This is a genomic window from Caulobacter sp. GW821-FHT10E02, assembly GCF_059415225.1.
Genome location: NZ_JBWKMV010000003.1, coordinates 857,476 through 872,818, shown reverse-complemented (window position 1 = coordinate 872,818; position 15,343 = coordinate 857,476). Strand labels below are relative to the sequence as shown.

The following is a 15,343-nucleotide window of genomic DNA, read 5'->3' as shown; positions in this document are numbered from 1 at the left end:
GCTACAGCAGCTTGCGGAAGCCCAGGCGCACCGTCCGGCCCAGCGGGTCCAGATAGTCGCGCTGATAGGCCTGAGGCGTCGCGCCGTTCTGGTCGTGCACAGACTGCTTGGCGTCGAAGACGTTCTCGAAGTTCAGCGACATCTGGGCGCCCTTCAGGAACGGATGCTTGTCGACCAAAGCCTTGCGCGCGGGGCTGTTGAAGGTGGCGAACAGGTTCACGCCCAGCGTCGCCAGGTCCGAGAAGTACAGGGTCTGGCCGCCGGTCGAGCCGCCGTCGACCCAGGTCGAGGCCTTCCAGGCGCCGTTGAAGCGGAAGCCCAGGCCGTCCTTGAAGTAGCCGCCCTGGACCGAGACCTCGTGGCGCGCCTGGCCGTTACGGCTGCTGATCGCCGCGCCGTCCAGCTGGTCCAGAACCGGCATGCCCTTGCGGACCGTGATCTCATCGCTGAGACGCCAGGTGTGATAGACCGACAGCTGGAAGAGGCCCTGCCCCGGTCGCATCATGCCGGGAGGCGGGCCACCCATGCCGCCGCCGGGACCACCGCCGCCCGGAGGGCTGCCCATGCGCATCATGCCACCGCCGGGAGGACCACCGCCCGCGCCGCCGCCAAAGCGCGCGCCCGGGTTGGCCGCGCCCGGCGTCGGCGTGCCGATCGCCTTGAACAGGTTGAAGCCCCAGCGGATGTTCTCGGTCTGGGCGCTGGCGAAGTTCACCGGCCGCGCGTCGATCGACAGCAGGCGCCCCGAGGCGTCGCGCACGAAGCGGTCCGGGAAGGCCCGCTCCAGGTCCGGCGTGATCGACGGGAAGCTGGCGATCATGTCCTTGATCTCGGACCGCGTGTAGGTGCCGTTGAAGGTCAGCTCGATCTTCGAGAACGGCTTGTAGTTGACGCCGAACTTGGCGACCTGGCGATTGTCGTTCAGCAGGTTCGCATTGCCGCCGTCGGTGCGGCTGATGATCACCGTCTGGCCGGTCGTGAAGTCGAACACCGAGACGTTCGGGGTCACCACGGTCGGATCGTTGATCTGGTTGGTCGTCGGCGCGCCCTCTTCGTCGGTGTAGCTGGCGATGAAGCTGAGCGGCTTGATCGGCGACCAGTTCAGGCCCCCGCCCAGGGTGGTCAGCCCGCCCAGGTCCGACAGGTTGTCGTAGCCGGCGTTGAAGTTGGCCGACAGGTCGCCCAGCTTGGCCAGAACGTTCTGGCGGGTGCTGGTGATCGGCAGGTTGAAGCTGCTCTGGAAGCTCTCGGTCGTGCGCGTGATGTCGCGCTTGGTGGTCACGCCCGAGCGGACGGTCTCGGAGTCCAGGCCCTTGCTGTTGGCCCCGACCTTGAACGTCGTCTGCAGGCCGCCGGCCGGCAGCATGACCAGGTTGCCGTTCAGGACGAGCTCCGCGCTGGCCGCGGTCGAGATCGAGTGAGCCGTGTCGGGCGCCATGGCCTTGTAGAGCGTGGGCGAGATGACACCGAACGGATTGACGGTCGGGTCGCCGGCCGCCACCGCCGCCTGGAACGCCGAGGCGTCTAGGCCCCGGCCGGTCTCGGTGTCGGTCTTGGTGCGGTCGAAGTCGCCGGTGACGTTCCAGCGCCAATCCTTGACCCGGCCGTTGGCGGCCATGCTGACCTGGGTGCGCAGGGTGTCGACGTCGCGCGACAGGGCGCCCGGCGCATCGATATAGCGATAGCCGGTCACCGCCTGCGAGAACGGCGAGAACGGGCTGCCGCCCGGCAGGGTGAAGGCGATGCCCGGCAGGCCCAGCAGCGCGTGGCTGCTGCTGTCTTCCAGGTTGCCGCTGAGCGTCACTTGCGTCTGCTTGTTCAGGTCGCGGCTGATCGAGCCCTTGAACGTGCCCTTGTCGGCCTTGGAGATCAGCGAGCGGCTGGCCGTCAGGTCGCCGGTGTTGTAGCGGCCGGCCAGCGGACCGAAGTCGGCCAGCGGCGCGCGGCCGTTCACCGCCGAGTCCGGCACGCCCGCGAAGCTGGACGCCACGGTCGGATCCAGGTTGCTCCCGTTCGGGCTGGCGACGTTGCCCACGAGGTCGAACGGCTGGCCGTTGGGCGAACGCACGATGTTGCGGTCGGTCTCCAGCAGGTACGGGTCGTGCGACAGCTGGACGTCGACGTTCCAGCGCTTGTCGCCGTCGATGTTGACGCGGTTGCCGCCGACGTTCGGCGCGACGCGGCCACCATCCGTGGCAACCGTCACGGCGCCCTGCACCTGGAGGGCGTTGTAGTTCTTCTTGAGGATGATGTTCACGACCCGCTGGTCGGCCTTGTAGCCGTAGCTGAGCGCGACCTCCTCGGGCAGCACCTGGAAGCGCTCGATGGCTTCCGGCGGGATGCCCTGGATCTCCTGGAAGCCCGAGATGCGGCGGCCGTTGATCAGCAGCACCGGCCCGCCGCCGCCATCGCGGCCGCGCGTGCTGGTGGTCTGCGGAGTGAGCATGGTGAGCAGCTCGCCGATCGAACCGGCGCCGAAGCTCTTGATCTCTTCCTCGTTCAGCTCGATCTCGGGCTCGATATTGCCCTCGACCTTGCCGCGCGGATCGGCCTGGATGACAAGGCCCTCGACCTCGTTGGGGCCGTCGTCCTTGACCTGAGGCTTCTTCGGATCGGCCTCGGCGACCGCCTCGGGCGGGGCCGGAGCTGTGATCGCCGGCGCGGCCGAGGCGGCGGTCACGGGGTCGAGCGCGGCCGAGGCCAGTCCGTAGAACAGGATCGTCGAAAGGGTCATCAGGCCCACAGAACACGAGTGACAAGGGACGTCGTCGCTCGGCCGCGCCAACGCTGGGTTGCCGCTCCTTACGGGGGTGCGACGCCCTCCGCAACGCCCCCCGGCGTTAAGAAAAAGCAATGCAGCATAAAGCGCACACTCGTGTGTCTTCGAACGCCTAAACAGCGTTCAGGCATTGAAATCTGGTCACATTTTCGGCCATCGCGTGTTGCACGCGAAACGATGTTGCGGTGCGGAAACAAACTGCGCCGTCATGCCGCAAGGGCGCCCGAACAGGGGATTGGAAGCGTCGCTCGCAGCGCCCCGAAGCGAGCGACGCAATCCTTGCGTGTTACTTCTCGAGGAAGGGCTGGAAGCCGCCGTAGATCATCCGCTTGCCGTCAAACGGCATGTTGTCCGGCTGATAGGCGTTCATGCGTTCGTCGGCCATGACCTTGGCGTTGATCGCGTCGCGGCTGGCGCGGTCCGTATAGGTGATCCACGAGAACACCACGACCTCGTCCTCCTTGGCCTGGACGGCGCGCGGGAACGAGGTCAGCTCGCCATAGGGCACGTCGTCGCCGAAGCACTCGACGTAGGACAGCGCGCCGTACTCCATCCAGACCTCGGCCCCCAGCTGGGCCATCGCCTTGTAGGCGTCCAGCTTGTCCTTGGGCACCGCGAGCACGAAACCATCGACATAGGCCATGACGTTTCTCCCTGGGTTGTCGTCGTTGACGACACAAGGACGTTCAGTGTCCGGGTGTTCCGACACTCCCGTCGCGAATTTTCGTGATCAGGCCCGTGATCGCCTTGGCGTGGCCGCCCGACAGGTCCGAGTCCGGGAAGATCGCCAGGGGCACGTCGGGGACCAGCCCCCTGCCCTCCAGGTCCTCGCCGTTCGGCCCCTTGTAGAGCTCGGCCGGCAAGGCCAGGGCCCAACCGTTGGGCAGCGGCTTGGGCAGCTGGTCCGAGAACGCCCCGCGCGTCGTGCCGCCCACCTGGGTGACATTGGGCAGGGCCTTCATCATCAGGGTGAAGGTCTCGCCGGCGCTGACGGTGATGTCGCTGGTGACCAGGTAGACCGGCCCGGTGAAGCTGACCGCGCTGGCCGGCTCGAGCTTGACCGGCTGCGGCGGCGCCTTGGCCCCGACCGGGACCTTGGCATAGGCCGCGCGCAGCTGGCCGGCGAAGCGGCCGGCGATCCGCTGGCCGATGACGTCGTAGCCGCCGCGGTTGTTGCTGACGTCGACGATCACCGCCTTGGCCACGGAAAAGGCGGTCAGGGCCTCGTCCAGCACGGCGTCCAGCGGCCGGGGATCGTCCGGCGCGGCATTGCGGGCGAAGGCGCCCATGGTGACGATGTTCAGGTAGCCGATGTCGTCGACCCGGCCCCAGAACACGCGGTTGTTGGCCGCCTGCCGCCCCTTGCCTTGCAGGATCCCGGTCAGGATGCCTTCGCGATAGGCCTGCAGCCAGGCCTTCTCCTCGCCCTGCGGGTCGGCGGCGTGGACGCGGTTCAGGGTTGGGGACTCGCCCGGCTCCAGGTCGCGCTGGGCCCCGCCGACCATGCCGTGCAGCTCGACATGCGGATCGTCGAGACCGGCCAGCAGGCCCGACAGCGCGGTCCACAGCTGCATGTCGGTGGCGGTCGGGCTGACCTGGGCCAAGGCGGCGGCCTTGCGCGCCGACCAGTCCAGCTTGCGCTCGGCCGAGCGCGGATAGTAGGCGGCGAAGGTGTCGGCGGCGAAGGCGACGATGCGGTCGGGCGTCCAGGCGGCCGCAGCGATGCAGGGCGTGGGCAGGTTCGGCAGCTTGTCGAACAGATAGCGCGTGCTGTCGGCGCTGCCGGTCAGCGAGATCGTCCCCTGCCCCTCGGCCCGCCACAGGCTCATGACGCCGTCCGGATCGGGCTCGCGGCGCGGGTCGGGATAGCAGGCCTCGCCAGCGGTCTGGAACAGCTGGGCGCCGTCCGGCCCGAACTGCACGATCCAGCCATAGCCGCGCGACTTCCAGGCCCCGCGCAGCTCGGCGGCCACGGGCTGGCCCTTCGCCTGCACCGGCCAGAACGGACTATCGGCCAACGCCGGCCCGGCGATAGCGAGAACGGCGACGGCCGCCAGGAGACTCAAACGTTTCATGGCGGCGACGGTGAAGATGTCTCCACCGCCGCGCCAGTGAAATCGGCCTATTCGGTCTTCAGATAGATCTCCGACCCCTGCTCTTTGAACTTCTCACTCATCTGCGCCATCCCGAGCTCGGCGTTGTTCGGCGCGATGCCGGCGGCGAAGTCGCGGACTTCGTGGCTGATCTTCATCGAGCAGAACTTGGGGCCGCACATCGAGCAGAAGTGGGCGGTCTTGTGCGCTTCCTTCGGCAGGGTCTCGTCGTGGAACTTGCGGGCCGTTTCCGGATCGAGGCCCAGGTTGAACTGGTCCTCCCAGCGGAACTCGAAGCGCGCGCGGCTGATGGCGTCGTCCCACATGGCCGCGCCGGGGTGCCCCTTGGCGAGGTCCGCGGCGTGGGCGGCCAGCTTGTAGGTGATGACGCCCGTTTTCACGTCGTCGCGGTCCGGCAGGCCCAGGTGCTCCTTGGGCGTGACGTAGCAGAGCATCGCCGTGCCGAACCAGCCGATCATCGCCGCGCCGATCGCCGAGGTGATGTGGTCGTAGCCGGGCGCGATGTCCGTGGTCAACGGGCCCAAGGTGTAGAAGGGGGCCTCGTGGCAGTGCTTCAGCTGCTCGTCCATGTTGGCCTTGATCTTGTGCATGGCCACGTGGCCCGGCCCTTCGATCATCACCTGGACGCCGTGGTTCCAGGCCACCTTGGTCAGCTCGCCCAGGGTGCGCAGCTCCGAGAACTGGGCCTCGTCATTGGCGTCGGCGGTCGAGCCCGGACGCAGGCCGTCGCCCAGCGAGAACGACACGTCGTAGGCGCGCATGATCTCGCAGATGTCCTCGAAGCGCTCGTAGAGGAAGTTCTCCTTGTGGTGCGCCAGGCACCACTTGGCCATGATCGAACCGCCGCGCGAGACGATGCCGGTGACGCGCTTGGCGGTCATCGGGATGAACGGCAGGCGCACGCCGGCGTGGATCGTGAAGTAGTCGACGCCCTGCTCGCACTGCTCGATCAGGGTGTCGCGGAAGACCTCCCAGTTCAGGTCCTCGGCCACGCCGTTGACCTTTTCCAGCGCCTGGTAGATCGGCACGGTGCCAATCGGAACGCTCGAGTTGCGGATGATCCAGTCGCGGATGTTGTGGATGTTGCGGCCCGTCGACAGGTCCATGACCGTGTCGGCGCCCCAGCGCGTGGCCCAGACCAGCTTGTCGACCTCGTCGGCGACGGTGGAGAGCACGGCCGAATTGCCGATATTGGCGTTGATCTTGACCAGGAAGTTGCGGCCGATCGCCATCGGCTCCAGCTCGCCGTGGTTGATGTTGGCCGGGATGATGGCGCGGCCGCGGGCGATTTCCTGGCGCACGAACTCGGGCGTCACGAAGTCGGGGATCGAGGCGCCGAAGTCCTCGCCGTCGCGCACGCATGGACGGTCCTGCTCGCGGCGCAGGTTCTCGCGGATGGCGACATATTCCATCTCGGCCGTGATGATGCCGGCGCGGGCATATTCCAGCTGGGTGACCGGCTTGCCGGGCTTGGCGCGGTAGATGGTGCGGCCGTTGTCCGGGAACTCAGGGGCCAGGTGCTTGCCCTGGGCGAAGCCGTTGTCCTCGGGCTTCACCTGGCGGGGCTCGGTGACCACATCGACGTCGCCGCGCGCCACGACCATGGCTTCGCGGGTGCGCGGCAGGCCCTTCTCGATGTCGATGGCGATGGTCGGGTCGCTGTAGGGGCCGGACGGATCGTAGATCGTCACCGGCGGCTCGTTGGCCGACGGGTGGACGGCCACTTCGCGGAACGGCACGCGGATGTCGGGGAACAGTTCGCCGGCCTGATAGACCTTGCGCGAGCCGGGGATCGGGCCGGTCGAGATCGTCTCGGCCACGGATTTGATGGTGGTCTGGATATTCATTTCGGGCGCTCCTCAAGCTTCTAAGGAGACCCGGACGTGTCGCGCTTGAGTCGGTTTACGGATGGGCTGATGGCGCCGCGACCGCGTTCCCTCCCTTCGCCGGCATGACCCGGATCAGGTTCTACGGGTCAGGGCGAAAGCCCAATCTCAGCCGCGCAAGCGACCCCCCGGTGAACAGAATCCGGACACTAGGCGCGTTGCCGCTAGGGTCAAGGCCTACCTACGGACGATGTTCGGCGAGCGGCCTCGGGTGTTTACTCTCCTCATCTTAGGCGGAGACCGCGCCATGCCCTTCCAAACCGATCGCCGCGCCCTGCTGCTGGGCGCGCTTGGAGCCACCCTCGCCGGCCCCGCTATGGCCCGAACACCGGCCAAGAACATCGTGCTGGTGCATGGCGCCTGGGCCGACGGCTCGTGCTGGAGCGAGGTGATCCCGCGCCTGCAAGCCAAGGGCTTCAACGTCACGGCGGTGCAGAACCCGTTGACCTCGCTGGCCGACGACGTGGCGGCCACGCGCCGCGTGCTGGCCCGGCAGGACGGCCCGACCGTGCTGGTCGGCCACTCGTGGGGCGGCGTGCCGATCACCGAAGCGGGCCTGGACCCGAAGGTCACGGCCCTCGTCTATGTCGCCGCCCGCGCCCCGGACGCCGGCGAGGACTTCAACGCCCTGGCCGCCACCTACCCGACCATGCCGGTGCGCGCCGGCGTGCAGACCGCCGAAGGCTTTTCCTGGCTCTCGAAGGAGGCGTTCCTGCGCCATTTCGCCGGCGACGTCGAACCGACAAAAGCCCTGGCGCTGTACGCCACGCAGCAGCCGATCGCCGCTAGCCTGTTCGCCGGCAAGACCACCGTGGCGGCCTGGCGCGAGAAGCCCAGCTTCTACGCGGTCTCGGCCAAGGACGAGACCACCAATCCGGACTTGGAGCGCTTCCTGGCCAAGCGGATGAAGGCCACGACCATCGAGCTGCCGTCCAGCCACGTGTCGATGATCTCGCACCCCAGGGAGATCACCGACCTGATCCTCCGCGCGGCCGGGTGACGGTTAATTCACTTGCCGTTGGTGGGCTGGCACGCGATCCGGAGACCCACGTTCTTCCGGAGAGCCATCATGACCTTCCGCCGCTTCGCCCTGCCGGTCCTCTGCGCCCTCGTGGCCACGCCGGCCTTCGCGCAGGAAACCTATCCGAAGATGATCCCCACGCCGGGCGGCGAGGTGATCATCCCCTCGGAGCGCAATCAGAAGGCCTATGACGAATTCAAATACGCCCCCGCCCGCCGGGCCGGCGACATGCTCTACGTCTCGGGCGCGGTCGCCGGGCGCGGCAAGGACGAGGGCACCGACCCGGAGTCGTTCAAGCGTCAGGTTCGCCGCGCCTTCGTGGCCCTGGACAACACGCTGAAGGCCTCGGGCGCGACCTTCGACGACGTGGTGATGATCAACAGCTTCCACGTCTGGGAAGGCCCCGACCAGCCCGCCCCGCGCTGGGAGCAGTTGGGCATGATCAACGCGGTCAAGAGCGAGTTCATCAAGGGCGCTCAGCCGGCCTGGACGGCCGTCGGGACCACCGGCCTGCTGCCGGCCGGCGGCATCGTCGAGATCCAGCTGATCGCCTACGCCCCGAAGAAGAAATAGCCCCTAGAGCCGGCGCGCGGCGAACGTATCGCAGGCCGACGGGTCGCCCTGGTCGTAGCCGCGCGTGAACCAGCGCATGCGCTGGGCGCTGGAGCCGTGGGTGAAGCTGTCGGGCACGACCTGGCCTTGGGTCTGCTTCTGGATGGTGTCGTCGCCGACCGCGGCGGCGGCGCCCAGGCCGTCCTCGATGTCGGCGCGGTTGATGACGATCTTGCCGCCCGAGGCCTCGCCCGCATGGGCCGCCCAGACGCCGGCATAGCAGTCGGCCTGCAGCTCCAGCCGCACCGATCCGCTCTCCTCGCCGCGCGCGCCCAGACGGCGGGCCTGCTGGTCGGCGCCCAGCAGATGCTGGACGTGGTGGCCGATCTCGTGGCTGACGACATAGGCGCGGGCGAACTCGCCCTTGGCCCCGAAGCGGCTTTCCAGCTCCTGCCAGAACGACAGGTCCAGATAGACCTTCTGATCGGCCGGGCAATAGAACGGCCCCATGGCCGACTGGCCCGTGCCGCAGCCGGTGCCGGTGGCCTGCTTGTAGAGCACGATCGCCTCGGGCGGACGGTAGTCGACGCCCTCGTTGCGGAAGATCGGTGTCCAGACGTCCCGGTTCGAGGTCTCGACCACGTCGATGAACTGGCCTTCGCGGTCGGAGACCTCACCGCGCGTGCCTTCCTGCGCGGCGGGCTGCTGCAGCCCCTGCGTGGCCTCCATCGTCGTGCGCGGATCGATGCCGAACACGAAATAGCCGATGGCGGCCAGCACCACCGCGCCGATGCCGCCGCCGGCGACGCCCACAGGCCCAATGCCGCGTCGATCCTCGATATTACCGGACCGGCGACCGCCTTCCCACTCCATGCGTGATCCTCGTTGCTAGCGCTGTTGCTTGGGTTCGCTGGCCGGCCGGATGGCCCGCATGCGCGCATTGCTCTCGTCCAGCGCCGCCTGCGTCAAGCGCTCAAGCTGGAGCGACGACGCGGTGAGGTCGCTATCGCGCTGCGGCAGCGCGTCCGTCGGCGCCGGCCGCAGGCTCGGCTCGGCGCGCTGAGCCTCCAGGCCGCGCAGCCGGACGGCCGTGTCGGCCCGGGTCTGAGCGTTGGAGATTTCGGTCTGGCTGGCCGACTCCGCGCGCCGGGCGTCCTGCAGGGCGTGCTCGGTCATGAAGCGGTCCTGCAACGCGGTCTGCCCCCAGGCGAGCTCGGAATAGGCCGCGCCGCTCAGGCTCGCCAGGCCGGCCGTCAGCAAGAGAAACGTGCGCGTCATCGAACCTACTCCCGGATACGGAGGCGGCCGACGACGCGCCGGACGCGTCAGGGCCGCTTGACCGTGAAACGCGCGAGTTCGGTCTTCGGCGCCGGCCAGTCGGGTTTCAGCTCGGCCGCGCGCGAATAGTCCTTGTAGGCGGCGGTCAGGTCGCCCAGGCCCTCATTGGCCAGGCCGCGATTGAAGAAGGCCTTCTCCGGGGCCTTCACACCCATGGTCAGGCCCTTGTCGATCTGCTCGACGCCTTCCTTGTAGCGCTCCTCGCCGACGAAGGTCGCGCCGCGGTTCACATAGGCCTCGCCCAGGTTGGGATCGAGGCTGGAGGCCTGGTCGAAGTCGGCGCGGGCGGCGCCGAACTGGCGCTGGCGCATCTGCAGCACGCCGCGATTGACGAAGGTGCGGGCCCGGTCGCGGAAGTTCAGGGTCTCGACCTCGAGGGCCGTGGTGCAGGCCAGGACGGCGCGGTTGTCTGTCCGGCCCTTCTCGGCCGCGTCGGAACACTCCTGGGCCGAGCCGCCGCCGATGATCATGTTCGAAGCGCCGGCGGCTCCGGCGGCGGCCAGGACGGACGCAGCGCAGAGGGCGGCGAGAGGGATCGCTCGCATATGTCTTCCTCCCATCGGGCCGGTCTCTATGGCCGGCCGCTTATGAGGCGATCATAGCACCGTCGTGGACCTGATCGAAGCGGCGCCATCGCATCGCGCGCGGGTCGTGCTAACAGAGGCGGCGAGTCCCCTCAGGAACCCGCGTCATGCATCTCGCCCGCTTTCCCCGCGCCCGCTTCGCCCACCTGCCCACGCCGCTGGAGCCCCTGCCCCGCCTGGGCGCGGAGCTCGGCATCGACCTCTGGGTCAAGCGCGACGACTGCACGGGCCTGGCCGGCGGCGGCAACAAGACCCGCAAGCTGGAGTTCCTGCTCGGCGAAGCCCTGGAGCAAGGCGCCGACACCCTGGTGACCCAGGGCGCGGTGCAGTCCAACCACGTGCGCCAGACCATCGCCGCCGGCGCCCGCTTCGGCCTGAAGACCGAAGTGATCCTGGAAGAGCGCACGGGCTCCAAGGCCAGCGACTACATGGGCAACGGCAACGTCCTGCTGGACAAGCTGATGGGCGCGGCGATCCGCTACGTGCCGGGCGGCACGGACATGGTCGCCGAGCTGGAAGCCACCGCCGACAGCGTCCGCCAGCGTGGCGGCAAGCCCTATGTCATCCCCGGCGGCGGCTCGAACACGGTCGGCGCCCTGGGCTATGTCGACTGCGCCCGCGAGTTCGTCGTCCAGGCCGACCAGATGGACCTGAAATTCGACCGCTTCGTCACCGCCACCGGCAGCGCCGGCACCCACGCGGGCCTGGTCGCCGGCTTCGCGGCCCTGTCGGTCGACATCCCGATCCTGGGCTTCGGCGTCCGCGCCCCCAAGGCCAAGCAGGAAGAGAATGTCTTCAACCTGGCCGTCGCCACCGCCGAGAAGATCGGCGCGGCCGGCCGCGTGACCCGCGACATGGTCGTGGCCGACTGCGACTATGTCGGCGAAGGCTATGGCTTGGTGGACCAGGGCGTGATCGACGCCCTGACCCTGGCCGCCCAGACCGAGGGCCTGTTGTTCGACCCCGTCTATTCGGGCAAGGCGCTGAAGGGTCTGATCGACCAGGCCAAGAAGGGCGCGTTCAAGGGCGAGCGGGTCGTGTTCCTGCATACCGGCGGCGCCCAAGGCCTGTTCGGCTATCAAAGCGTGCTGGAGCCCGCCCTAGGCTGAGGAGTAGAGCGATGAGCAAGATCCTCGGCGTCTTGGGCGGCATGGGTCCGGCGGCGACCCTGGACTTCCTGGCGAAACTCCAGGCCGCCACGCCGGTCAAGCGCGAGCAGGACCACCTGCGGGTGCTGGTCGACATCAATCCCAAGGTGCCGGACCGTAACGTCGCCACTTCGGACCCCGGTCCGGTGCTCGCGGCGATGGCGACGGGCTTGCGCGATGGCGGGGCCCAGGTCCTGGCCATCGCCTGCAACACCGCCCACGCCTATGCCGAGGAGGTCCGCGCCTCGGGGCTGCCGCTGGTCGACATGCTGGAAACGGCGGGCCTGGCCGCCCAGGCCAAGGGCGCCAGCGTCGTCGGCGTGCTGGGCACCAGCCTGGCGCTCAGCCTCTATCGCGACCGCTTCTCGCACATGGGGCTGGAGGTGGTGATGCTGGACGACCACGAGCAGGTCGAGTTCATGGCCCTGCTCTATCGCATCAAGCAGGGCGATGTCGGCCCCACCTCACGCGAGACCATGGCCGCCCTGGCCCACCGCCTGGTCGGCAAGGGCGCTCAGGGCGTGGTGGCGGGCTGTACGGAAGTGCCGCTGGTGCTGGACGCAGGCGACCTGTCGGTCCCGTTCCTGGATGCGACGGAAGAGCTGGCGAAGCGCTGCGTCGAGGTCTGCCTTACGGCGTGATCGACGGCCGGGCCTCGTCGTAGGTGGCCTCGAACATGCCCAGCAGGGCCGCCGCGCCGCGCGAGGCCTGGGCCATGCGCAGCAGCGCCGCGCGGGCGTGGGCGTTGTCGGCGATCTCGGCTTGACGCTCGAGACGCTCCGCTTCGCTCAGATGGTCGTTTCGGTTCCCCATGCTGCAAACGTTTACAGGACCTAAACGACACCACCATGCGACCGCTGGACGCACACCGTTCATTAACCAAGGTTTGGCGTGCGCCCGATTGTCACAGAATGTTAAATCGCAAGCATAGCGCGCAAATGAAAACACCCCCGGACCGCTAGGTCCGGGGGTGTCGTCCTGTTCCCCAACAGGACGGCGTCGGCTGCGCTAGGTTCCAGCGCGGCGGCGTCGCCTCGAAATCGATGACGCTGTTTCGCCGAACGCGAGTCCACAAGCAACGTGTCGCCCTGTCGCACCCCTCATTATGAGGACGAAGCGACGCTTGAAATCCTTTGCATACAGAGACTTGCCGGCATGTGCGGCGCGCTGACGCAGCGATCCCATAATGAGGGAACCCGTCGCAAAAAGTGGGTAGCCAAATCTATGACACCGGTAGCAAGGTGTCTCAAACCGTTGCAGCAGACGACGGGGCCGTTCACGGCCGGGAGGAACGCCAGAGCCCTAGCGGCTTCCCGATCGACGACGGCTCCGCCTCACCCGGAGTCCCGCATGCCGCTCAGCCCCATTTCCCGCCGCCGCCTGATGGCCACCACGGCCGCCGCCTTCGCCGCCGCGGGCCTGCCGCTGAAGGCCCTGGCCGCGCCGACCAAGGCCGACGCGCTGGGGACCATGAAGAAGGCGTCCAAGTTCATGGTCGAGAAGGCCGCCTACAAGGGCGGCTACGTCTGGTCCTACTCGGCCGACCTCTCGCGCCGCTGGGGCGAGATGGAAGCCTTCCCGACGATGATCTGGGTGCAACCGCCCGGCACCGGCACGGTCGGCCACATCTTCCTGGACGCCTATCACGCGACCAAGGACGAGTATTACTACGACGCCGCCTGCAAGGCCGCCGACGCCCTGATCGCCATCCAGAACCCGGCCGGCGGCTGGAACTATATCGGCGACTTCGCCGGCGAGGCCTCGCTGAAGAAGTGGTACGACACCATCGGCAAGAACGGTTGGCGCCTCGAGGAATTCCAGCACTACTACGGCAACTGCACCTTCGACGACGAAGGCACCGCCGAGTGCTGCAAGTTCATGCTGCGCATGTACGTCGAGAAGAAGGACCCGAAGTACAAGGCCGCCTTCGAGAAGGCCCTGAAGTTCGTGCTGGAAAGCCAGTACCCGGTCGGCGGCTGGCCGCAGCGCTATCCGCTGAAGGACGAGTTCCACCACCACGGCAACCCGGACTACACCAGCTTCATCACCTTCAATGACGACGTGGTCGGCGAGAACATCGAGTTCCTGATCATGGTCTACCAGGCCCTGGGCGACAAAACCGTCCTGGATCCGATCCGCCGCGCCATGGACTGCTACGTCGCCTGCCAACAGCCCGCGCCGCAGCCGGGCTGGGGCCTGCAGCACACCGTGGCCGACCTGAAGCCGGCCGGCGCCCGCACCTACGAGCCCAAGGCCTTCGCCACCCACGCCTCGGCCAGCTGCCTGTCGCAGATGATGACCTTCTACCAGCTGACCGGCGATCCGAAGTACATCGCCCGCGTGCCGGAAGCCCTGGACTGGCTGGACTCGGTCCGCCTGCCCGACGACGTCATGCCCGGCAAGCCGCGCTACCCGACCTTCATCCAGATCGGCAACGGCCGTCCGCTGTACGTGCACCGCACCGGCTCGAACGTGGTCAGCGGCCGCTATTTCACCGACGAGAACCCGCAGAAGACGGTCACCCACTACTCGTCGTTCCGCAATGTCGACGTCAAAGGCCTGCGCGCCCGCTACGAGAAGCTGAAGGCCATGGGTCCCGAAGAGGTCAGCAAGCACTCGCCGCTGAAGGGCCAGCGCCCGCTGCCCAAGTACTTCATGGTCAAGGACATCTCGGTCGAGGACCTGTCGGTCGGCGGCGATCTGTCCAGCTCGGCCCCCAAGGCCGTGTCGGCCGACGCCGAGAAGGTCACCAAGCTGACCATGGAACTGAACGGCGAAGGCTGGTGGCCCACGCCCCTGACCTCGACCAGCCAGCCCTATGCCGGCGAGCCTCCGGCCGAACCGACGCCGGGCGACTTCTCGGAGACCAAGGTCGGCGACAAGTACGACACCTCGCCCTACCCCGATCCGCATCCGAAGATCGGCATCTCGACCGGCGCGTTCATCGCCAACATGGCGACGCTGATCAAATATATCGACGTCGCCTAAGCCTACTCGCAGGCGCGCCGGAGGTTCATCAGGACCTTCGGCGTGTCCTTGCGCAGCGCCTCGCGCATCATGCCCTTGGGCACGGGCCAGTCGACCGCCAGGCGGTTGTCATAGAACACCCGCGTGCCCCGCCCGCCGTCCAGCGGCTGCAGCCGCCATTCGCCCTGCTCGACCTTCAGATCGCCCTCCACCAGATGGAAGCGAATGCGGCTGACCGGCTCGTAGTCGGAGCGGAACACGATCCGCATGCCGGGGAACACGAAGGTGCGCCGCGTGACGTGCTCGCGGATGTCCCAGCCCTTGCGCTGGTCGCCCGAGACGATGCGGCAGCTGGCCAGGTTGGTGATCATCCTGCCCGCCGTGGCGCAGTCGGTCATGATCGCCCAGACCTTCTCCGGCGGCGCGGCGATGTCGACCACCGCCCGCACGCGTCCGGAAATCCCGTCGGCATCGGGCGCGACCTCGGCATAGGCCTCGCCCCTGGCCAGGGCGGCCTGGGCCTTGGGCGTCAGCTCGACGGCCTGGGCGGAGCCGCCGAAGGCCCACAAAATCCCCGCCGTCACGATCCATCGCCGCATGCGCCTGCTCCTTGCCTGGAGCAGCTACGGCGAGGGTCGGCGAATAGACGCTAGGGTCGCGCTTGGGCCAGCGCATCACGCACCACGTCCGGCGCATGGTCGATGACGCGGAGATAGGCGGTCAGGGCCGCGTCCGGACGGGCGTCGCCGTGTTCCAGGTCTTCCAGCAGCGTCAGGTCGATGTGGAAGATGCGGGCGAAGTCGGCCTGGCTGAGGCCGGTGCGCCATCGCACCGCCTGGACCAGGGCCCGCGCCGAGCGCGAACGCGAGGGGGCGGCGGTTTCGTCGATCGCGGGGTCGGCGCTGCGGGTCATCATCGGGTACGCTCCTACTGCCTATCCCCGAGGACGGCTTC

The 15,343-nt window shown here is 68.0% G+C and carries 15 protein-coding genes and 1 riboswitch; of the genes, 5 read left to right on the top strand and 10 right to left on the bottom strand.

Features of this window, described 5'->3' with window-relative positions; translation table 11 throughout:
• Nucleotide 1 precedes the first annotated feature (1 nt).
• The 4 genes from AC07NI_RS19295 to thiC form a co-directional block, all read right to left on the bottom strand.
• Complete coding sequence (locus AC07NI_RS19295) at nucleotides 2–2,734, bottom strand: TonB-dependent receptor (protein WP_494622045.1); 2,733 nt, start codon at nucleotides 2,732–2,734, stop codon at nucleotides 2–4.
• 331 nt (nucleotides 2,735–3,065) lie between these two features.
• Complete coding sequence (locus AC07NI_RS19290) at nucleotides 3,066–3,422, bottom strand: DUF1428 domain-containing protein (protein ID WP_494622043.1); 357 nt, start codon at nucleotides 3,420–3,422, stop codon at nucleotides 3,066–3,068.
• Between the two features lie 43 nt (nucleotides 3,423–3,465).
• A complete protein-coding gene (locus tag AC07NI_RS19285) occupies nucleotides 3,466–4,854 on the bottom strand; it encodes a S41 family peptidase (RefSeq protein WP_494622041.1) in 1,389 nt (462 codons plus the stop codon).
• A gap of 47 nt (nucleotides 4,855–4,901) precedes the next feature.
• On the bottom strand, nucleotides 4,902–6,740 hold the full coding sequence (gene thiC, locus AC07NI_RS19280; protein ID WP_494622039.1) for a phosphomethylpyrimidine synthase ThiC: 1,839 nt from the start codon (nucleotides 6,738–6,740) through the stop codon (nucleotides 4,902–4,904).
• Nucleotides 6,741–6,814: 74 nt separating this feature from the next.
• Nucleotides 6,815–6,920, bottom strand: a riboswitch (TPP riboswitch).
• Nucleotides 6,921–7,026: 106 nt separating this feature from the next.
• Between thiC and AC07NI_RS19275 the strand changes: the two genes are divergently transcribed.
• Together AC07NI_RS19275 and AC07NI_RS19270 are read left to right on the top strand one after the other, a co-directional pair.
• Nucleotides 7,027–7,779, top strand: a complete 753-nt coding sequence (locus AC07NI_RS19275; protein WP_494622037.1) for an alpha/beta hydrolase — start codon at nucleotides 7,027–7,029, stop codon at nucleotides 7,777–7,779.
• Between the two features lie 69 nt (nucleotides 7,780–7,848).
• Nucleotides 7,849–8,373 carry a RidA family protein gene (locus AC07NI_RS19270; protein WP_494622035.1) on the top strand — a complete coding sequence of 175 codons (525 nt, stop codon included), beginning with the start codon at nucleotides 7,849–7,851 and terminating at the stop codon, nucleotides 8,371–8,373.
• Between the two features lie 3 nt (nucleotides 8,374–8,376).
• On the opposite strand, the gene ypfJ is transcribed toward AC07NI_RS19270, so the two are convergent.
• From ypfJ to AC07NI_RS19255, 3 genes are read right to left on the bottom strand one after another with little or no spacing between them, the layout of a single operon-like run.
• The gene (gene ypfJ / locus AC07NI_RS19265) at nucleotides 8,377–9,225 is read right to left on the bottom strand and encodes a KPN_02809 family neutral zinc metallopeptidase (RefSeq protein ID WP_494622034.1); all 849 of its coding nucleotides are present in this window, start codon (nucleotides 9,223–9,225) and stop codon (nucleotides 8,377–8,379) included.
• A gap of 15 nt (nucleotides 9,226–9,240) precedes the next feature.
• On the bottom strand, nucleotides 9,241–9,630 hold the full coding sequence (locus AC07NI_RS19260) for a hypothetical protein (protein ID WP_494622032.1): 390 nt from the start codon (nucleotides 9,628–9,630) through the stop codon (nucleotides 9,241–9,243).
• Nucleotides 9,631–9,677: 47 nt separating this feature from the next.
• The gene (locus tag AC07NI_RS19255) at nucleotides 9,678–10,235 is read right to left on the bottom strand and encodes a tetratricopeptide repeat protein (protein ID WP_494622030.1); all 558 of its coding nucleotides are present in this window, start codon (nucleotides 10,233–10,235) and stop codon (nucleotides 9,678–9,680) included.
• 146 nt (nucleotides 10,236–10,381) lie between these two features.
• Here AC07NI_RS19255 and cuyA point away from each other — a divergent pair, with 146 nt between their 5' ends.
• Together cuyA and cuyB are read left to right on the top strand one after the other, a co-directional pair.
• The gene (gene cuyA, locus AC07NI_RS19250) at nucleotides 10,382–11,383 is read left to right on the top strand and encodes a D-cysteate sulfo-lyase (protein WP_494622028.1); all 1,002 of its coding nucleotides are present in this window, start codon (nucleotides 10,382–10,384) and stop codon (nucleotides 11,381–11,383) included.
• Between the two features lie 11 nt (nucleotides 11,384–11,394).
• A complete protein-coding gene (gene cuyB, locus AC07NI_RS19245) occupies nucleotides 11,395–12,063 on the top strand; it encodes a cysteate racemase (protein WP_494622026.1) in 669 nt (222 codons plus the stop codon).
• On the opposite strand, the gene AC07NI_RS19240 is transcribed toward cuyB, so the two are convergent.
• On the bottom strand, nucleotides 12,053–12,235 hold the full coding sequence (locus tag AC07NI_RS19240; RefSeq protein ID WP_494622024.1) for a hypothetical protein: 183 nt from the start codon (nucleotides 12,233–12,235) through the stop codon (nucleotides 12,053–12,055). The genes cuyB and AC07NI_RS19240 overlap by 11 nt on opposite strands.
• A 537-nt stretch (nucleotides 12,236–12,772) precedes the next feature.
• Here AC07NI_RS19240 and AC07NI_RS19235 point away from each other — a divergent pair.
• Nucleotides 12,773–14,410, top strand: a complete 1,638-nt coding sequence (locus AC07NI_RS19235) for a pectate lyase (RefSeq protein ID WP_494622023.1) — start codon at nucleotides 12,773–12,775, stop codon at nucleotides 14,408–14,410.
• 2 nt (nucleotides 14,411–14,412) lie between these two features.
• Here AC07NI_RS19235 and AC07NI_RS19230 read toward each other — a convergent pair whose 3' ends face one another.
• Both AC07NI_RS19230 and AC07NI_RS19225 read right to left on the bottom strand, forming a co-directional pair.
• Nucleotides 14,413–14,988: an SRPBCC family protein gene (locus tag AC07NI_RS19230; RefSeq protein ID WP_494622021.1), complete on the bottom strand. Its 576-nt coding sequence runs from the start codon at nucleotides 14,986–14,988 to the stop codon at nucleotides 14,413–14,415.
• Nucleotides 14,989–15,038: 50 nt separating this feature from the next.
• Nucleotides 15,039–15,305: a helix-turn-helix domain-containing protein gene (locus AC07NI_RS19225; protein ID WP_494622019.1), complete on the bottom strand. Its 267-nt coding sequence runs from the start codon at nucleotides 15,303–15,305 to the stop codon at nucleotides 15,039–15,041.
• Nucleotides 15,306–15,343 lie beyond the last annotated feature (38 nt).

What these genes read in the sequence shown, in the direction of transcription:
- AC07NI_RS19295 (WP_494622045.1), bottom strand. Translation starts at nt 2,734, where the DNA reads ATGACCCTTTCGACGATCCTGTTCTACGGACTGGCCTCGGCCGCGCTC.
- AC07NI_RS19290 (WP_494622043.1), bottom strand. Translation starts at nt 3,422, where the DNA reads ATGGCCTATGTCGATGGTTTCGTGCTCGCGGTGCCCAAGGACAAGCTG.
- AC07NI_RS19285 (WP_494622041.1), bottom strand. Translation starts at nt 4,854, where the DNA reads ATGAAACGTTTGAGTCTCCTGGCGGCCGTCGCCGTTCTCGCTATCGCC.
- thiC (WP_494622039.1), bottom strand. Translation starts at nt 6,740, where the DNA reads ATGAATATCCAGACCACCATCAAATCCGTGGCCGAGACGATCTCGACC.
- AC07NI_RS19275 (WP_494622037.1), top strand. Translation starts at nt 7,027, where the DNA reads ATGCCCTTCCAAACCGATCGCCGCGCCCTGCTGCTGGGCGCGCTTGGA.
- AC07NI_RS19270 (WP_494622035.1), top strand. Translation starts at nt 7,849, where the DNA reads ATGACCTTCCGCCGCTTCGCCCTGCCGGTCCTCTGCGCCCTCGTGGCC.
- ypfJ (WP_494622034.1), bottom strand. Translation starts at nt 9,225, where the DNA reads ATGGAGTGGGAAGGCGGTCGCCGGTCCGGTAATATCGAGGATCGACGC.
- AC07NI_RS19260 (WP_494622032.1), bottom strand. Translation starts at nt 9,630, where the DNA reads ATGACGCGCACGTTTCTCTTGCTGACGGCCGGCCTGGCGAGCCTGAGC.
- AC07NI_RS19255 (WP_494622030.1), bottom strand. Translation starts at nt 10,235, where the DNA reads ATGCGAGCGATCCCTCTCGCCGCCCTCTGCGCTGCGTCCGTCCTGGCC.
- cuyA (WP_494622028.1), top strand. Translation starts at nt 10,382, where the DNA reads ATGCATCTCGCCCGCTTTCCCCGCGCCCGCTTCGCCCACCTGCCCACG.
- cuyB (WP_494622026.1), top strand. Translation starts at nt 11,395, where the DNA reads ATGAGCAAGATCCTCGGCGTCTTGGGCGGCATGGGTCCGGCGGCGACC.
- AC07NI_RS19240 (WP_494622024.1), bottom strand. Translation starts at nt 12,235, where the DNA reads ATGGGGAACCGAAACGACCATCTGAGCGAAGCGGAGCGTCTCGAGCGT.
- AC07NI_RS19235 (WP_494622023.1), top strand. Translation starts at nt 12,773, where the DNA reads ATGCCGCTCAGCCCCATTTCCCGCCGCCGCCTGATGGCCACCACGGCC.
- AC07NI_RS19230 (WP_494622021.1), bottom strand. Translation starts at nt 14,988, where the DNA reads ATGCGGCGATGGATCGTGACGGCGGGGATTTTGTGGGCCTTCGGCGGC.
- AC07NI_RS19225 (WP_494622019.1), bottom strand. Translation starts at nt 15,305, where the DNA reads ATGATGACCCGCAGCGCCGACCCCGCGATCGACGAAACCGCCGCCCCC.